Origin of the sequence: Vreelandella halophila, assembly GCF_019903425.1 — a bacterium.
Lineage (GTDB): Bacteria > Pseudomonadota > Gammaproteobacteria > Pseudomonadales > Oleiphilaceae > Halospina > Halospina halophila.
Window position 1 is genome coordinate 39,991 of sequence record NZ_JACHUZ010000012.1, and the last position, 15,389, is coordinate 55,379.

17 protein-coding genes are annotated in these 15,389 nt (G+C 64.6%); 6 read left to right on the plus strand and 11 right to left on the minus strand.

The window, feature by feature from the left end:
• Window positions 1–34 precede the first annotated feature (34 nt).
• The 3 genes from H4I92_RS02710 (at window position 35) to H4I92_RS02720 (ending at window position 2,823) form a co-directional block, all read left to right on the plus strand.
• Window positions 35–949 carry a LysR substrate-binding domain-containing protein gene (locus H4I92_RS02710; RefSeq protein WP_077529126.1) on the plus strand — a complete coding sequence of 305 codons (915 nt, stop codon included), beginning with the start codon at window positions 35–37 and terminating at the stop codon, window positions 947–949.
• A 40-nt stretch (window positions 950–989) separates the two neighbouring features.
• Window positions 990–2,423, plus strand: coding sequence for a wax ester/triacylglycerol synthase family O-acyltransferase (locus H4I92_RS02715; RefSeq protein ID WP_077529127.1), 1,434 nt, complete (start codon window positions 990–992; stop codon window positions 2,421–2,423).
• 124 nt (window positions 2,424–2,547) lie between these two features.
• On the plus strand, window positions 2,548–2,823 hold the full coding sequence (locus tag H4I92_RS02720; protein WP_245800837.1) for a DUF6316 family protein: 276 nt from the start codon (window positions 2,548–2,550) through the stop codon (window positions 2,821–2,823).
• 9 nt (window positions 2,824–2,832) lie between these two features.
• On the opposite strand, the gene H4I92_RS02725 is transcribed toward H4I92_RS02720, so the two are convergent.
• The 8 genes from H4I92_RS02725 to glyA are packed head-to-tail and all read right to left on the minus strand — an operon-like array spanning window position 2,833 to window position 9,392.
• Complete coding sequence (locus tag H4I92_RS02725) at window positions 2,833–3,315, minus strand: phosphatidylglycerophosphatase A family protein (RefSeq protein ID WP_077529128.1); 483 nt, start codon at window positions 3,313–3,315, stop codon at window positions 2,833–2,835.
• The gene (thiL, locus tag H4I92_RS02730; protein ID WP_077529129.1) at window positions 3,308–4,273 is read right to left on the minus strand and encodes a thiamine-phosphate kinase; all 966 of its coding nucleotides are present in this window, start codon (window positions 4,271–4,273) and stop codon (window positions 3,308–3,310) included. Before thiL ends, H4I92_RS02725 begins: the two co-directional genes overlap by 8 nt.
• Window positions 4,274–4,290: 17 nt before the next feature.
• Window positions 4,291–4,764, minus strand: coding sequence for a transcription antitermination factor NusB (nusB, locus tag H4I92_RS02735; protein WP_077529130.1), 474 nt, complete (start codon window positions 4,762–4,764; stop codon window positions 4,291–4,293).
• On the minus strand, window positions 4,761–5,240 hold the full coding sequence (ribH, locus tag H4I92_RS02740) for a 6,7-dimethyl-8-ribityllumazine synthase (protein ID WP_077529131.1): 480 nt from the start codon (window positions 5,238–5,240) through the stop codon (window positions 4,761–4,763). Before ribH ends, nusB begins: the two co-directional genes overlap by 4 nt.
• 20 nt (window positions 5,241–5,260) lie before the next feature.
• A complete protein-coding gene (gene ribBA / locus H4I92_RS02745; RefSeq protein ID WP_077529132.1) occupies window positions 5,261–6,403 on the minus strand; it encodes a bifunctional 3,4-dihydroxy-2-butanone-4-phosphate synthase/GTP cyclohydrolase II in 1,143 nt (380 codons plus the stop codon).
• Window positions 6,404–6,425: 22 nt separating this feature from the next.
• Window positions 6,426–7,568: a bifunctional diaminohydroxyphosphoribosylaminopyrimidine deaminase/5-amino-6-(5-phosphoribosylamino)uracil reductase RibD gene (ribD, locus tag H4I92_RS02750; protein ID WP_338072761.1), complete on the minus strand. Its 1,143-nt coding sequence runs from the start codon at window positions 7,566–7,568 to the stop codon at window positions 6,426–6,428.
• Between the two features lie 11 nt (window positions 7,569–7,579).
• A complete protein-coding gene (gene nrdR / locus H4I92_RS02755; RefSeq protein ID WP_077529133.1) occupies window positions 7,580–8,098 on the minus strand; it encodes a transcriptional regulator NrdR in 519 nt (172 codons plus the stop codon).
• A gap of 37 nt (window positions 8,099–8,135) precedes the next feature.
• Window positions 8,136–9,392, minus strand: a complete 1,257-nt coding sequence (glyA, locus tag H4I92_RS02760) for a serine hydroxymethyltransferase (protein WP_077529134.1) — start codon at window positions 9,390–9,392, stop codon at window positions 8,136–8,138.
• Window positions 9,393–9,653: 261 nt separating this feature from the next.
• Between glyA and ettA the strand changes: the two genes are divergently transcribed.
• From ettA to H4I92_RS02775, 3 genes are all read left to right on the plus strand, one after another.
• Complete coding sequence (gene ettA, locus H4I92_RS02765) at window positions 9,654–11,315, plus strand: energy-dependent translational throttle protein EttA (protein WP_077529135.1); 1,662 nt, start codon at window positions 9,654–9,656, stop codon at window positions 11,313–11,315.
• Window positions 11,316–11,381: 66 nt separating this feature from the next.
• Entirely contained in the window at window positions 11,382–11,747 is a 366-nt protein-coding gene (locus H4I92_RS02770; protein ID WP_077529136.1) for a PilZ domain-containing protein, read from the plus strand.
• Window positions 11,719–13,401, plus strand: a complete 1,683-nt coding sequence (locus H4I92_RS02775) for an HAD family hydrolase (protein WP_245800839.1) — start codon at window positions 11,719–11,721, stop codon at window positions 13,399–13,401. The genes H4I92_RS02770 and H4I92_RS02775 overlap by 29 nt, the downstream gene beginning before the upstream one ends.
• A gap of 77 nt (window positions 13,402–13,478) precedes the next feature.
• Here H4I92_RS02775 and H4I92_RS02780 read toward each other — a convergent pair whose 3' ends face one another.
• From H4I92_RS02780 to H4I92_RS02790, 3 genes are read right to left on the minus strand one after another with little or no spacing between them, the layout of a single operon-like run.
• Complete coding sequence (locus H4I92_RS02780; protein ID WP_077529137.1) at window positions 13,479–14,381, minus strand: AgmX/PglI C-terminal domain-containing protein; 903 nt, start codon at window positions 14,379–14,381, stop codon at window positions 13,479–13,481.
• Window positions 14,378–14,869 (minus strand): ExbD/TolR family protein, encoded by a 492-nt coding sequence (locus tag H4I92_RS02785; RefSeq protein WP_077529138.1) that lies wholly within the window; start codon window positions 14,867–14,869, stop codon window positions 14,378–14,380. Before H4I92_RS02785 ends, H4I92_RS02780 begins: the two co-directional genes overlap by 4 nt.
• A complete protein-coding gene (locus H4I92_RS02790; RefSeq protein ID WP_077529139.1) occupies window positions 14,866–15,387 on the minus strand; it encodes an ExbD/TolR family protein in 522 nt (173 codons plus the stop codon). Before H4I92_RS02790 ends, H4I92_RS02785 begins: the two co-directional genes overlap by 4 nt.
• Window positions 15,388–15,389 lie beyond the last annotated feature (2 nt).

Sequence of the window (15,389 nt, forward strand, 5' to 3'; positions counted from 1 at the left end):
TGAAATCTGGCCAACCCTTTCAGTTTTTCTGACCATGGCATTTCCGATCACCATTGACGCCCTGCGCGTCCTCGACGCCATCGCCCGCAAGGGCAGCTTCGCCGCTGCCGCCGAGGAGATGCACCGGGTGCCCTCCGCCATCAGCTATACGGTGCACAAGCTGGAGGAAGACCTGGATGTGCTGCTGTTTGACCGTTCAGGCCACCGGGCAACGCTGACCAATGCCGGCCACTACCTGCTGGAGGAGGGCCGGCAGCTGCTGGAAGCCGCCAACACCCTGGCGCGCACGACCCGGCGCGTGGCCGAGGGCTGGGAGGCGAGCGTGAGGATTGCAGTGAATGCACTACTTCCGGTGTCAGCTCTATTCCCGGCGATCAGTGCATTCAACGACCTCGAGGTTCCAGTAGAAATTCACCTGCTCGATGAAGTCTTCAACGGCCCCTGGGATGCCCTCCACACCGGCCGAGCGGATCTCATTGCCGGGGCGACCAGCGAAATCCAGCCCCCAGGGAATTTCGAGCACCGGGATATCGGCCAGGTACCCTTTGTCTATGCCGTCGCCCACCATCACCCCCTGGCGGTTGAAACAGGCCCACTCTCCGAAGAGACCCTGAGCGCATGGCCGGCGGTCGTCGCGGCGGACAGTTCGCGCCAGCTGCCGGCGGGGTCCGCAGGCATATTTGCCCGGCAACGCACACTGACGGTCTCCAGCATGGCCCACAAGATCGAGGCCCAGAAGGCCGGCATGGGCGTTGGCTGGCTGCCCCGCCCGCAGGTGGAAGCGGCCCTGGCGTCCGGAGAGCTGGTGGCTCTGGACGTAGCCACAAAGCGGCCGCCAGTGATACTTTGCATGGCCCGCCGGCGCGGCGACCAGGGCAAGGCCATCAACTGGTTCTGGGAGCATCTCTCCCGGCCGGACTACTTCGGTCCCTGGCTCGACCCGGCCTGAAACGGACATCACCCATCGCGGAGCAGAGCGGACTTCCCTGATGCATCAGCTGAACGAACTGGACGCCTCCTTTCTCTTCCTTGAGTCCGAGACCACTCCCATGCACATCGGTGGCCTCTACGTTTTCGATGCCGCGGAGCGTGAAAAGGCACTGACGTTCGACGACTTCCGGGACTACCTGAGCCAGCGACTGCACCTGGCCGCGTTCTTCCGGCAGAAGCTGATGCACCTGCCCTTCAACCTGGACCGCCCCTACTGGATCGATGACCCTGAATTCGACATCAACCGTCACCTCGAGTCGGTGAACCTGGCGGGTGGCGATTACACCACCCTCATGGCCCTGGCCGAGGAACGGCTCGCAACCCCGCTGCCGCGCACACGCCCGCTCTGGCATGTAACCTGGGTGGAGGGCTTCGGTCCGGATACCCTGCTGCCGACAGACGGCTTCGCGCTGGTTGTCCGTGTCCACCACGCCGCCGTCGATGCCTTCAGTGGCGAGGAAGTCATGGGCATGCTGCTGGAATACACGCCGGACACCGCGACCCGGGCTCACCCCCCGGAATGGCGGCCGGAGCCCGCGCCACGCCCGGAACAGCTGCTGACCCGCGCGTCTCTGAACCTGCTGCGCAAGCCCTTCCAGTTCATGAGCCTGACCCAGTCAACCATCATGGCCGCGCTGCGGGATTTCATGGAGCGTCCCATTGGCCGCCTGCGTAACACGACTGCGCTTCTGGGCGCTCCACGTACCCCCTTCAACCGTAATCTCACGCAACGCCGACGGCTGCACAGCACCTCCATTGATCTGGCACGGCTGAAGACGCTCAAGGCCGCCATCGGACCGGATATCAGTCTCAATGACCTGGTGCTCGGCATCTGCGCTGAGGCGCTGAAACGCTACATGGCAGGCCACGGCATAGAACCGGATGAGAGCCTCGTAGCGCTGACCCCGGTTTCGGTGCGCTCGCGCAGCCTGCGCCAGCCCACCGGCAATCAGATGTCAGCCATGCTGGTGAATCTCGCCACCGGGGAACCGGACCCTGCCCGCCGGGTCGCGCTCATCCGCGACAACACCCGCACCTCCGAGAACTACCGGGAAGCCATTGCCGCAGACCGGCTGACCGAGCGTCTGCCCTCCACGCTGGTGGCCCTCTCCACAAGGCTCTACAGCGAATTCCATCTGGCCCAGCACTATCAACCAGTGTTCAACCTGCCCATCACCAATGTCCCCGGGCCCCAGGTTCCCCTCTACCTCAGGGGCGCGCGTTTGGTGCACCAGGTCAACTCGGCGCCCCTTTTCCACGGTGCCGGCCTGGCTATTCTGGCACAGAGCTACGCGGGCGCCATCCACGTCAATCTCACCACCTGCCCGGACCTGGTATCGGACGGTGAACAGCTCGCAGAACTGATCGAAACCGCCGTTGAGGCAATTGAGGCCAATGTTATGGCCGGAACGGACAAATCCGCGGTAAACTGAAGGCGCTCCTCCCAATCACAACCCGGTTACAGAATGCAACCTGCACCCGGACTATGGGTGTCAATTCGTGACGGATTGTCAAATCAGGTTTAAATCTGTCTATACTGGCGGAAAGGGGTGATCAGTGAGTACCCGGAAAGAAGCGGCCGAAAACAACGAAAACCACATGGTACTGAAGGGGGCAACCATGGAGCCGAAACCAAGGGCGGGTGAAGAGCGCACCCCCATCCCGTTCCGCAGCAGCCGTTTTTTCTGCGTCGGCAACCGCTGGTACTTCACCACCCGGGAAGGCTTCGACAGCGGCCCCTACGCCACCCGAGAGCGTGCCGAGGTGGGACTGCGCCGGTTCCTGAGTGTCGTCCAGATGCTCCCGGAACAGCAGGCAGAGACCCGGCACTGAAGCGGCGCGTCAGAATCCCCACTGGAGCAGCGCCATCAGCACCAGGGCATAGGCACCGGCCACCACGTCGTCGACCATGATGCCCATCCCGCCCGGGGCACGACGGTCCAGCCAGCCAATGGGCCAGGGCTTGATGATGTCGAAGAAGCGGAAGGTCACGAAGGCGAACAGCAGCCAGACCAGCGCGGTCGGCTGCAGCGCCAGTGCCAGCCAGATCCCCACGAATTCATCCCATACGATGGCGGGATGGTCATGCACGCCCAGCGCTCGGGCCGTGCGCTCGCATAGATAGACCCCGGCCACGAAGGTCAGCACCAGAACCCCCACGTAGACCGGCCAGGGCATCCAGGCAATCAGCGAATAGAGCAGCAGACCTGCCAGCGTTCCCCAGGTTCCGGGCGCCTTTCGGATGCATCCAGAGCCCAGTCCCAGCGCCAGACAGTGGCCGGGGTCCCGCAGCAGTGCACGTGGGTTGATGGCCGTCTCAGTCATGGTGCTGACCTCCGAAATGGGTATAGCCCTGCTCTTCCAGCTGGATACTGCCATCAGGGCCGGAAAGCGTCACGCCGGCGTCTTCCGTCACGGTCCCGATCACGGTGAGTGGCAGCACGGTGTCCCGCGGCCCCGAGGGAGCCGGCGCATCGCCCGGCCAGACGAACAGCAGCTCATAGTCATCCCCGGCCGTGGCGGCCAGCCGCCGGGCTCCATCCAGACCGCGCAGGGAAACCAGATCATCTGAAACCGGCAATGCCTGCCAGTCCAGGCGGGCACCCCGGTCAACCAGAAGATGCCCGAGATCCGCCAGCAGGCCATCACTCACGTCCACGGCGGCGGCACCGGCCTCACGCAGCCACTGCCCCAGTGCCAGCCGGGGTTCGGGGTACCGGTACCGCTGAAGCATGGTGTTCACGGCCGGCGCCGACGTATCCGTGGCTTCCAGCCAGTTGAGCGCCTCACCGGCCTCCCCCAGGCTGCCACTGACACAGATCCGGTCCCCGGGCCGGGCATTCCCCCGGCGCACAGCTGATCCGGCCGGCAGCAGCCCCTGGGCCTGGACCGTGATGCTCAGTGGACCACGCGTGGTATCCCCACCCACCAGCTGGATGTTCTCGCGCACTGCCAGTGCCTTCATGCCGTCCGCGAACGCGGCCAGCCAGGATTCACTGGCTTCCGGCAGTGTTACCGAGAGGGTAAAGCAGAGAGGTTCAGCGCCCATGGCGGCAAGATCGCTGAGGTTGACGGCCAGAGCACGCCAGCCAAGGGCGTGGGGCGGCATGCCGGGAGGAAAGTGGACGCCCTCAACCAGGGTATCCATGGTCATCACCTGATCCTGGCCCGGCGGGCAGCGTACAACGGCGCCGTCATTACCGATGCCCTCAATCACCTCGCTGCGGGTGACCGCGTCGCCCAGGGGCTTCCAGAACCGGTCAATCAGGCTGAATTCGTCCATGGTGGAACCGGCTGGGCTCAGGCCCGCCGTGAGCGTGTTTCCGCCGGGCGCAAACGCGGGCTGAGGCGATCCAGTATGCCGTTGATGTACTTATGGCCGTCGGTGCCACCGAAGCGCTTGGCCAGCTCAATGCCTTCGTTGACCACCACACGGTAGGGCACATCGATGCGGTTGATCAGCTCGAAGGTGCCAATGCGCAGTATGGCCAGCTCAATGGGATCGAGCTCGCTGACCGGACGGTCCAGAAGGGGCTCGAACTGACGGTCCAGATCACTACGGGAACGATCCACACCCTGCAGCAGCTCCCGGAAGTAGGCGCCGTCGATCTTCTCCATGTCGTTGTCGGTCACGAACTCCGCCTCGATCTGGCTGATCGGGCTGTCGGAGAAGTGGCGCTGGTACAGGGCCTGAAGCGCCAGCGAGCGCGCCTTGCGGCGATCCGCCGGGCGTGACTTACCCTGGTTGTTCTCTGGCTGACCGCCTTCACTCATTGCGCGTCAATCCTCCGGAAAAGGCTGACCATTTCCAGCGCCGTCATGGCGGCGTCGGCACCCTTGTTGCCGGCCTTGGTACCGGCACGCTCAATGGCCTGCTCGATGGTGTCCAGGGTCAGCACGCCGAAGATAACCGGCAGGCCGGTATCCAGACTCACACTGCCCACACCGGAGGAACTCTCGCCGGCCACGTATTCAAAATGGGGCGTACCGCCACGGATCACCGCGCCCAGCGCGATCACCGCATCATGGCGCCCGCTCCGGGCCACCTTCTGGGCCGCCACCGGAATCTCGTAGGCGCCCGGAACACGGTAGATGGTGATGCTGTCCCGGCTGATGCCGTGGCGGACCAGCGTATCCGTGGCCGCCTCCACCAGGCTCTCGACCACGAACCCGTTGAAGCGACCCACCACCAGCGCGTAATCGCCGCGGCAGTCGGTGAAATCGCCCTCAATGGTCTTGATGTCTGTCATTACTGTCTCCGTCGCGGGCCCTAACCTTGTTGGTCGTTCCCGTCATCGTAGGGGAGGTATTCCACAACCTCCAGATCAAAGCCGGAAATCCCCGAGAACTTGATGGGGGCGCTCATCAACCGCATCCGGCCAACGCCCAGATCACGCAGGATCTGCGACCCGGTGCCCACCGTCAGGTAGACCCCGGAACTGCCGGTGGAATCCGGCGCCTTCAGCCCTTGGGCGTGGGCCTCGAAGAAACCGCGGATGCGCTCTTCCAGCGCGTAGCTGTCCTGGCCGTTGTTCAGCAGAACGATCACACCGGAGCCTTCCGCCGCCACCTTACGCATGGCTTCGTGGAGCGGCCAGCGCGGCGATCCCGGGTAGTTGGCGTGCAGCAGATCCCGCAGGGTGTCCGTGATATGCACTCGGACCAGGGTCGGCTTCTCAGGGTCCACCTCGCCCATGGTCAGTGCCAGATGGGTCTCACCCTGAATGGAATCGCGGTAGGTGTGCAGTCGGAATACCCCGTATTCCGTCTTCATTTCATAGTGATCAACGCACTCCACGGTGCGCTCATTCATGGTGCGGTAGTGGATCAGGTCCGCGATGGTACCGATCTTCAGCCCGTGACGTTCGGCGAACTCCTCCAACTGGGGGCGGCGTGCCATGGTGCCGTCATCGTTCATTACCTCACAGATCACACCGGCAGACTCGAACCCAGCCATACTGGCCAGATCGCAGGCCGCCTCGGTATGACCGGCCCGTGACAGCACACCCCCGGGCTGTGCCATCAGCGGGAAGATATGGCCGGGGCTCACGATGTCCTCTGCCCTGGCGCCCCGGGCGGCGGCTACCTGCACGGTACGCGCCCGATCGGCGGCGGAGATCCCGGTGGTCACCCCCTTCGCTGCCTCAACGGAGACCGTGAACTTGGTGCCAAAGCCGGAACTGTTGCGCTGTACCATCAGCGGTAGGTTAAGGCGCTCACAGCGCTCGCGGGCCATGGGCATGCAGATCAGTCCGCGCGCCTCCGTGGCCATAAAGGTGACGTGCTCGGGCTGGACGCACTCGGCGGCCATAATCACATCGCCCTCATTCTCCCGGTCCTCGTCATCCATCAGGATAACCATCCGGCCCTCGCGGATGTCCTGGAGGATTTCCTCAATACTGTTCAGCGCCATTCTGCACCCTGTTCGCTGTCACTTAATGGCCGGACGCTGCGGGTTTCAGGATCAGTCGCTGATCCGCGCCGACCACCCGCCGGTCCCATACCTCCATCCGGTGCTGCTGCGCCATCCGATCCAGCGGCAGCTCCGCCATGGGTTTCGCCCGACTGCCCAGCATCGTCGGTGCCTGGTACAGCCAGAACTCGTCAATTACACCCGCCTCCAGGGCTGCACCCGCCAGTGTCGCACCTGCCTCAATGAGCACCTCATTGAGGCCACGCGCCGCCAGCAGCCCCAGAACCGCCGGCAGCGCCGGACGACCACTGCCATCGGGTTCCACGGTCACCACCTCGGCACCGCCGTCACGCAGCGGCCTGGCCCGGTTTTCATCCAGCGCCGCCGCAGTGGTCACCACCAGGCACTGGCCCTCCCCCGTCACCACGCGGGCATCGGGCGCCGTGCGCAGGCGGGGGTCAAGCACCACCCGCAGGGGTTGCCGTGGCGGAAGCGTTTTCCCGCCAGGATCGCCCAGCTCTCCGGCACGCACTGTCAGCGACGGATCATCGGCCACTACCGTGCCGGAACCGGTAATGATGGCTCCGGAGCGGGCACGCAGCCGCTGGACGTCCGTCCGGGCATCCGGCCCGGTGATCCACTGGCTTTCACCGGAGGCCATGGCGGTACGCCCATCGAGGCTGGCGGCCACCTTCAGCCGCACCCAGGGTGCGCCACCGGCCATGCGCCTCAGAAAACCCGCATTCAGCGCCCGTGCCGGCTCCTCAAGCACCCCGCTGAGGGTCTCGATGCCCGCCGCTTCCAGCAGGGCCAGCCCCCGGCCGGCCACCGCTGGATTCGGATCAACGGTGGCCACCACCACCCGCGCGACACCGGCATCCACCAGCGCCTGGGCACAGGGCGGTGTGCGCCCGTGATGGCTGCAGGGCTCCAGGGTCACGTAGACGCTCGCCCCACGCGCGCGCTCCCCCGCCTCGGTGAGCGCATTCACCTCCGCGTGCGCCTCGCCGGCCCGGCGGTGCCAGCCACGGCCCACGATTTCGCCCTCACTGACCACCACGCAACCAACACGGGGGTTGGGGTGTGCGCTGTACAGACCGCGTTCAGCAAGCTGCAGCGCCAGGGCCATGTATCGGGTATCGGAAGCGTTGGTCAAGGCGGGCACCCGGTTCCGGACTATTTATCCACGGATTCCTTCAACGCCCGTGCCGCCACGGTCACGGGGGATTCATCACCCACGTCACCGGAACGGCCCAGCCGCTCGATCTCTTCCTTGAATTCATTGATGTCCTGGAAACTGCGATAGACGGAAGCGAAACGGACGTACGCCACCTTGTCGAGCTGGCGCAGTTCGTACATAACCTCCTCACCGATCATCAGGGATTTCACTTCCCGTTCACCGGTGGAGCGCAGCCGGAACTTGATCCGGTTGATGGCGGCCTCGATGGCCTCGATATCCACAGGGCGCTTTTCGAGGGCCTTCATCAGGCCCTCGCGCATCCTGTCCTCATCGAAGGGAACCCGCGAGCCGTCCTGTTTGACCACCCGGGGCATGATCAGCTCCGCCCCTTCGAAGGTGGTGAAGCGTTCACGACAGGACAGACATTCACGACGGCGGCGCACCTGGTCGCCATCGGCAACCAGGCGCGAGTCGATCACTTTGGTATCCGCCTCGCCGCAGAAAGGGCAATGCATCCGTTACACTCCCGGACGGCAAGCGGGTCGACAGGGGTCAGTCAGCGTAGACCGGGAAACGCCGGCACAGCTCCAGAACCTGCTTACGGACCCGCTCGATGGTCTCTTCATTTTCCAGATCATCAAGGATATCACACATCCAGCCGGCCAGGTCCCGTGCCTCGGTCTCGCCGAAGCCACGCGTGGTCATCGCCGGCGTGCCGATGCGCAGGCCGGAAGTCACGAACGGCGAGCGCGGGTCATTGGGTACAGCGTTCTTATTGACCGTGATGTTGGCCTTGCTGAGCGCGGCGTCCGCGTCCTTACCGGTGATGTCCTGCTTGATCAGGCTGAGCAGGAAGAGGTGATTCTTCGTACCGCCGGAAATAACGTCAAAACCACGCTCCTGGAAAACCCCGGCCATGGCCTGGGCGTTCTTCACCACGCGCTGCTGGTACTCCTTGAAATCATCCTGCATGGCCTCCTTGAAGCACACCGCCTTGCCGGCGATCGCGTGCATCAGCGGGCCGCCCTGGCTGCCCGGGAATACGGCGGAGTTGAACTTCTTCTCCAGGTCCGGGTTGGACTTGGCCAGGATCAGGCCACTGCGCGGGCCCCGCAGGGTCTTGTGGGTGGTGGTGGTCACCACGTCCGCGTAGGGCACCGGGTTCGGGTAGACACCCGCGGCCACCAGGCCGGCGACGTGCGCCATGTCGACGAACAGGTAAGCACCGACCTTGTCCGCGATCTCGCGGAAGCGCTTGAAGTCCAGTTCCTGGGAATAGGCGGAGAAACCGGCCAGCACGACTTGCGGCTGGTGCTCGACTGCCAGGCGCTCGACTTCGTCGTAGTCGATCATGCCGGTTTCCAGGTCCAGGCCATACTGTACGGCATTGTAGGTCTTGCCGGAGAAGTTCACGCTGGCGCCGTGGGTCAGGTGGCCACCGGCGTCCAGACTCATGCCCAGCACCGTGTCGCCCGGCTTCATCAGCGCCAGGTAGACCGCGTTGTTGGCGGAGGAGCCGGAGTGCGGCTGGACGTTGGCGTAATCCGCCCCGAACAGCTTCTTGGCACGCTCAATGGCGATCTCCTCAACCACGTCCACATGCTCGCAGCCACCGTAGTAACGCTTGCCGGGGTAGCCCTCGGCGTACTTGTTGGTGAGTGCCGAGCCCTGCGCTTCCATAACGCGCGGACTGGTGTAGTTTTCGGACGCGATCAGTTCGATATGCTCTTCCTGTCGGCGGACTTCCGCCTCCATGGCATTCCAGACTTCCTCGTCGTAACCGGCAATGGTCATATCTCGCTTAAACATTGTCAGCCTCTCATGTGCTGGCAATTGACGCGCCCCGAGGAACGCCTTTGCTTGCCAGAAAATGGTCGATGATGAACTCTCGGGGTCTCTCTGAAGGCGAGCCTATTCTACCGAAAAGGGGACGCAATAACATCCGCTGCCCGAAGACGCGCCAGAATGCCCGCCACTGGCGGTCTTTATTGCCTCGAAAGCCGCTATTGGTTAACGTACGTCCAGACTCAAGCTTCCAATTTCCGACTTCCCAGCAGGACACCGATTCCCATGGCTCAGTATGTATTCAGCATGAGCGGCCTCGGCAAGGTCGTTCCCCCGAAGAAAGAGATCCTCAAGGACATCAACCTGAGTTTCTTCCCCGGCGCCAAGATCGGCGTTCTTGGCCTCAACGGCGCGGGCAAGTCGACCCTGCTGAGGATCATGGCCGGCGTTGAGACGGACTATGTGGGCGAGGCGCGCCCGCTGCCGGGCCTGAACATCGGCTACCTGCCCCAGGAGCCGCAGCTGGACGAGAACAAGACCGTCCGGGAGATCATTGAGGAGTCCGTCGAGGGCGTCCACAAGGCGCTGGCACGGCTGGATGAGATCTACGCCGCCTACGCCGAGCCGGACGCCGACTTCGACGCCCTGGCCAAGGAACAGGGCGAGCTGGAAGCCTTCATCCAGGCCTCCGAGGGCCATGACATCGAGCGCCGCATGGAAGTGGCGGCGGACGCCCTGCGCCTGCCGCCCTGGGAGGCCAGCGTCAATCACCTGTCCGGCGGTGAGCGCCGCCGCGTGGCCCTGTGCCGGCTGCTGCTGTCCAGCCCCGACATGCTGCTGCTGGACGAGCCCACCAACCATCTGGACGCCGAGAGCGTGGCCTGGCTCGAACGCTTCCTGCACGACTTCCCCGGCACCGTCGTGGCCATCACCCACGACCGCTACTTCCTGGACAACGTCGCCGGCTGGATCCTGGAGCTGGACCGTGGACAGGGCATCCCCTTCCAGGGCAACTACAGCCAGTGGCTGGAACAGAAGCAGAAGCGGCTGGAACAGGAAGCCAAGCAGGAAGCCTCCCAGCGCAAGGCCGTCCAGCAGGAGCTGGAATGGGTGAAAAGCCAGGCCAAGGGCCAGCAGTCCAAGAACAAGGCCCGCCTCAAGCGCTTTGAGGAACTCAACTCCCAGGAATTCCAGAAGCGCAATGAGACCAACGAACTCTACATCCCACCGGGTCCGCGCCTGGGTAACAAGGTGATCGAGGTCGAGGGCGTGACCAAGCGCTACGGCGACGAGGTCCTGTTCGAGAATCTGACCTTCAGCGTTCCACCGGCCAGCATCGTTGGCATCATCGGCGGCAACGGCGCCGGCAAGTCCACGCTGTTCCGGATGATTGCCGGCACCGAGGAGCCCGACGAGGGTCAAATCGTGCTGGGCGAAACCGTGGAGCTGGCCTACGTGGACCAGATGCGCGAACTCAACGAGGAGAAAAGCGTCTGGGAGGAGATCAGCGACGGCCAGGACATCATCCAGGTCGGCCAGTACCAGACCCAGTCCCGCGCCTACGTGGGCCGGTTCAACTTCAAGGGCGCCGAGCAGCAGAAGCGCATCAAGGAGCTCTCCGGCGGTGAACGCAACCGGGTGCACCTGGCCAAGCTGCTGCAGGAAGGCGGCAACGTCCTGCTGCTGGACGAGCCCACCAACGACCTCGACGTGGAAACGCTGCGCGCCCTGGAGGAAGCCCTGCTGGTCTTCCCGGGCTGCGCCATGATCATCTCCCACGACCGCTGGTTCCTGGACCGGGTCGCCACCCACATCCTGGCCTACGAGAGCGACGGCGAGGTGGTCTTCCACGAGGGCAACTTCTCGGACTACGACCGCGACCTGCGCGCCCGCAAGGGCGAGGACGCCTGGGTGCCCAAGCGGGTCAAGCACAAGAAACTTGCCTGATTGGTTTTCCCCATCAGGGCATCTTTCACTATAGTAGTGAAGGAAACACCCTGATGAGGTTTGCCCATGGCCAGCCGGGAACGCCGCTTTTTCAGCCGCATCCTTTTCGATGCCGCCTGTGAGATCCACCTGGGAGACCGCATATGGCCCAGCCAGGTACAGGACATCTCGCTCCACGGCGCCCTGCTGAAAGCGCCGGAGGACTTCACGGGCCAGCCCGGTGAGGGCTACACCATCACCATCTGGCTTTCGGACAACACCACCCACATCACCATGGGCGCCACGCTGCGGCACCAGGAAGATGACTGCCTGGGGTTCGAGTGCCGGTCCATGGACCTGGAAAGCGCTACCCACCTCCGGCGCCTGGTGGAACTGAACCTTGGCGACGAAGCGGAGCTGCACCGTGAACTGGCCCGCCTCAGTGATACCTGAACTCATCCTCTTTGACTGGCACGGAACCCTCGTGGACACCCACGACGCGATGTTCTCGGCCATGGAAGAGATGCTGCCCCAGCTTGAGGATCTGGGTCTGGTGGAGGAACTGCTGCCGGAGGGCCAGTGCAAGACGGCTGACGACGCCCGGCTGGTGCGCTACATCCGACTCTTCCGCCGGCTCCACCCACGCATCCTCTCGGAACGCCGGGTCTCCCGCACCGACATCTTCAACGCCATATTTGGCGATAACACCACGGCCAAGCAGATTGCCCACGAGGCCTATAATGCCTGTTACCGCAGCCACTACGGCGAGGTCAGGCCCTTTCAGGAAGGCATCTTCGAGTACCTCAGCGCCTGGCGTGCCGCCGGCATCCGCCTGGGGGTGGCCACCAACCGCAACCGGGAATTCCTGGAGCATGAACTCACCCTGGTGGATGGCGGACGCTGGGCACCCCTGATCGACGTTATCGTCTGTGCCGGGGATGTCACCGCCTACAAGCCGGACCCCGAGATCATCCTGAAAGCCGCGGAGGCCGCAAACTGCCCCGCGGACGGACGGGTATGGTATGTCGGCGACAGCACCACGGACATGATCACCGCCGGCAATGCGAGCGTCACGCCGGTGTTCTTCAATGGTGGCCAGTGGGAACCGGAATACATCGAACGCCGTTTTGCCGGCGATCCCGACCACCACCCGGCCGCCATCGCCCACTCCTTCGAGGCACTGACCGACCGCATCGCGGAAAACCTGGAGGGCGGTGCCCGGGCCACGCTTGACGCCGGGCGCCCCTCTCCCTACCCGGCGCCCCGGCCACCGGAACCGCGGATTGAGCCGGACTGGCACCCCTCGGTGGTCAACCTGGCACGCCCCAGAGTCATCCTGTTCGACTGGCACGCCACCCTCGTGGATACCCTGGACGCCATGTACCACGCGGTCGACGACATGCTGCCGGAACTCCGTGAACGGGGTCTTCTGGACAACATCGCCACCACCTCCAATGCCCGCTCCCCCGAGGAACAGCGCCTGGTGGACTACGCACGCGACCACTCCCGCCTGCACCCCCAGGTCCGCGCCGACCGCAAGATCTCCAGGACCGATATCTTCGAGGTGCTCTTCGGTGAGGACGACGCCAGCAAGAGCCTTGCCCATCAGGTGTTCCGGCATCATTACCGCCGCCACTACGGCTCAGTGCTGCCACTGGAGCCGGGGGTGCGGGAGCTGCTCTCGACACTGAACACACTGCCCCTGCGCATCGGCGTGATCACCAACCGCGACCGTGAATTCTTCGAGGAGGAGCTGCGACTGGTGGATGACGGTGGCTGGACAGAACTGTTCACCATCAACATCTGCGGCGACGACGTCCCCCACCGCAAGCCTCACCCGGACCAGCTCCTTCTGGCGGCGGAACGCCTGGGCGAAACCCCAAACCCGGACATCTGGTACGTGGGCGACAGCACCACGGACGTGGCCGCGGCCCAGCGTGCCGGCCAGACCGCCGTCTTCTTCAATAGCGCCCAGTGGGACCTGCCGGCACTCAACCGCCTGTTCCCCGGCGACAGCAACCACCCCTACCGCCCGGATGTGGTCGTGAACGACTTTTCCGAATTCTGGGCCATGCTGCTGACCTGCCTCGACGGCGCCGCTCCCTGATGACCCAGAACCTGACGGAGCTCAACGGCGAGTCTCCTGGCCCCCGGGAAGAGTCTCCCCGGCAGGCGGCCTGATTACTAGCCCGGTGGCGCGAAATCCACCGGGAACCGCACCGAGCGCTCCGGTACCTCCATGGCGCCGAAATTGAACAGCGCGACCCGCTGGGCAATCTTCCGGGCCACCTCCTCATTGCCCAGCGTGGACTCGGCCACTTCCACATCCAGCACATTGCCACCAGGCGCGATCTTCAACGCCAGGACCACCTCGCCTTCAAGCAGCGGATTCTGACGGCGGGCGCGGTTGTAGATGGAAAATAGCGCGGACTTGTTGCGCTCGAAGGTCTCCCGGATGTTGGCCATGGGGCGCTTCTCCGGTTCCGAGGGCTGCGCGTCGGCGCTTTCCCCGGAACCAGCAATATCCCGGGTGTCCCGCCGGGCCATATCACCCTCTTCCACGGACGCCCCGCCCGGCTCACCAGGGCCTCCGGAATCCGCCATGAGCTGCTCTTCATCCGGGCCTTCCGGCAGCTCGCGGCTTCCCTCCTCACTGCGTCCCGTAGGATCCCGGAGTTCCGCTTCCGCAGCGGGGGCCAGTGACCTCAGTTCCGCCAGTTGGTCCCGCATTCCCACCAGTCCGGATTCGCGTGCCACTTCCCGGGCCTCTTCCACCGTCTCCTCGGGTTCGGCCGGCGTGGGCGCCTGCTGCGTTTCGGGTTCCGGTTCGCTGGTCTCTGGCTCGGGTTCGGGTTCCAGCTCGGGCTCGGGCTCGGGCTCGGGCTCAGGTTCCTCCGGATCCTCGAGCATGCGCGCCACCTGGGGATCCGGCTCCTCCTTCGGATCCGGCGCCCGCTCCGGCAGCTCCACACCGGGGATCAACACGGCCAGTGGCAGGAACACTACCAGCAGCACCGCCAGTATCACCCCGAGCAGGCGGTCCTCGCCCCGGGTACTGCGCCACGGCAGGGCCGGAGAGCGGCTCAAGGCGTGCCTCCTTCACTTTCCGGCGTGCTTTCAACGGCGAGATGAAGCCGGGTATAGCCCGCGTTCACAGCACTCCGCATGACCGGGCGCAGGCGCGCGTAATCCAGGCTGCGATCAGCCACGATCATGGCGCCAGCATCCTTCCCGGCCTCCGGGCGCCCGGCCAGGTGCGACTCGAGCCCAGCGATGACCTCGCCGCCATCACCCTCGGTCACGCCGTCGAGCCGCGCCACCTCACGTCCACCCACCAGGATGCTGTCACCGGCCACTACCACCCGCAGGATGCTCTCTGGGACCTGCTCCGCCTCGGAACTCGGCAGCTGGATATCGCTGTCCTGCTGCAGGACCCGCACATCCGAGGAGTTCACCATCAGGAAGAAAACCAGGATGGTGAAGATATCCATCAGGGCGGTCAGGTTGAGCCCCCCCGGGCGGTTCATGCGCCTGTAGTGGCGCTGGATACGGCGGGCGCGGCGGGATTCCTTCATGAGTCCGCCTCCGTGTCAGCCGGTTCCGGCGCATCGCCCAGGGCAATGTCCGGGAAGAGTTCCGCGGTGACCGCATCCGCCGCCACAACCGCGGGGTAGCCACGGACGGTGTCCATGGCGGTCACCAGCGTCTGGTAATCGGTGTCCGGCCCAGCGAGCAGCCGGATATCACGAGTGTCCGGGAAACGCTCCTTCACGCCCTTGAGGAGTTCGCGCAGCCCCGCAAAATCCGGGCCGCCTTCCTCGGCCGGCTCGAACCGCCGAAGCACGCCCCCGTTGCGGTCGCCCACCTCCAGGCGTCCGTCACGCACGATTACGTAGAGCGCGAGGTCCTCCCCGTTGTCCACCATCTCGTCCAGACGCTCCCCGGCTTCCGGGAAACTCAGCTCCAGGATGCGGGTCTGGGTGAAGACCATGCTCAGCAGCAGCACGGGCACCAGCACGATCATCAGGTTCAGGAAGGGCGTGATGTTCAGGTCCGCTTCCGCCGTCTGCCGGCGATGTCGGCGTCGTCTCATGG

Excerpts from the sequence above, each read along its gene's own strand:
- glyA (WP_077529134.1), bottom strand. The coding sequence starts at position 9,392 with ATGTTTAAGCGAGATATGACCATTGCCGGTTACGACGAGGAAGTCTGG.
- ettA (WP_077529135.1), top strand. The coding sequence starts at position 9,654 with ATGGCTCAGTATGTATTCAGCATGAGCGGCCTCGGCAAGGTCGTTCCC.
- H4I92_RS02790 (WP_077529139.1), bottom strand. The coding sequence starts at position 15,387 with ATGAGACGACGCCGACATCGCCGGCAGACGGCGGAAGCGGACCTGAAC.
- ribH (WP_077529131.1), bottom strand. The coding sequence starts at position 5,240 with ATGACAGACATCAAGACCATTGAGGGCGATTTCACCGACTGCCGCGGC.
- ribBA (WP_077529132.1), bottom strand. The coding sequence starts at position 6,403 with ATGGCGCTGAACAGTATTGAGGAAATCCTCCAGGACATCCGCGAGGGC.
- H4I92_RS02770 (WP_077529136.1), top strand. The coding sequence starts at position 11,382 with ATGGCCAGCCGGGAACGCCGCTTTTTCAGCCGCATCCTTTTCGATGCC.
- H4I92_RS02785 (WP_077529138.1), bottom strand. The coding sequence starts at position 14,869 with ATGAAGGAATCCCGCCGCGCCCGCCGTATCCAGCGCCACTACAGGCGC.
- H4I92_RS02710 (WP_077529126.1), top strand. The coding sequence starts at position 35 with ATGGCATTTCCGATCACCATTGACGCCCTGCGCGTCCTCGACGCCATC.
- thiL (WP_077529129.1), bottom strand. The coding sequence starts at position 4,273 with ATGGACGAATTCAGCCTGATTGACCGGTTCTGGAAGCCCCTGGGCGAC.
- nrdR (WP_077529133.1), bottom strand. The coding sequence starts at position 8,098 with ATGCATTGCCCTTTCTGCGGCGAGGCGGATACCAAAGTGATCGACTCG.
- H4I92_RS02725 (WP_077529128.1), bottom strand. The coding sequence starts at position 3,315 with ATGACTGAGACGGCCATCAACCCACGTGCACTGCTGCGGGACCCCGGC.
- nusB (WP_077529130.1), bottom strand. The coding sequence starts at position 4,764 with ATGAGTGAAGGCGGTCAGCCAGAGAACAACCAGGGTAAGTCACGCCCG.
- H4I92_RS02715 (WP_077529127.1), top strand. The coding sequence starts at position 990 with ATGCATCAGCTGAACGAACTGGACGCCTCCTTTCTCTTCCTTGAGTCC.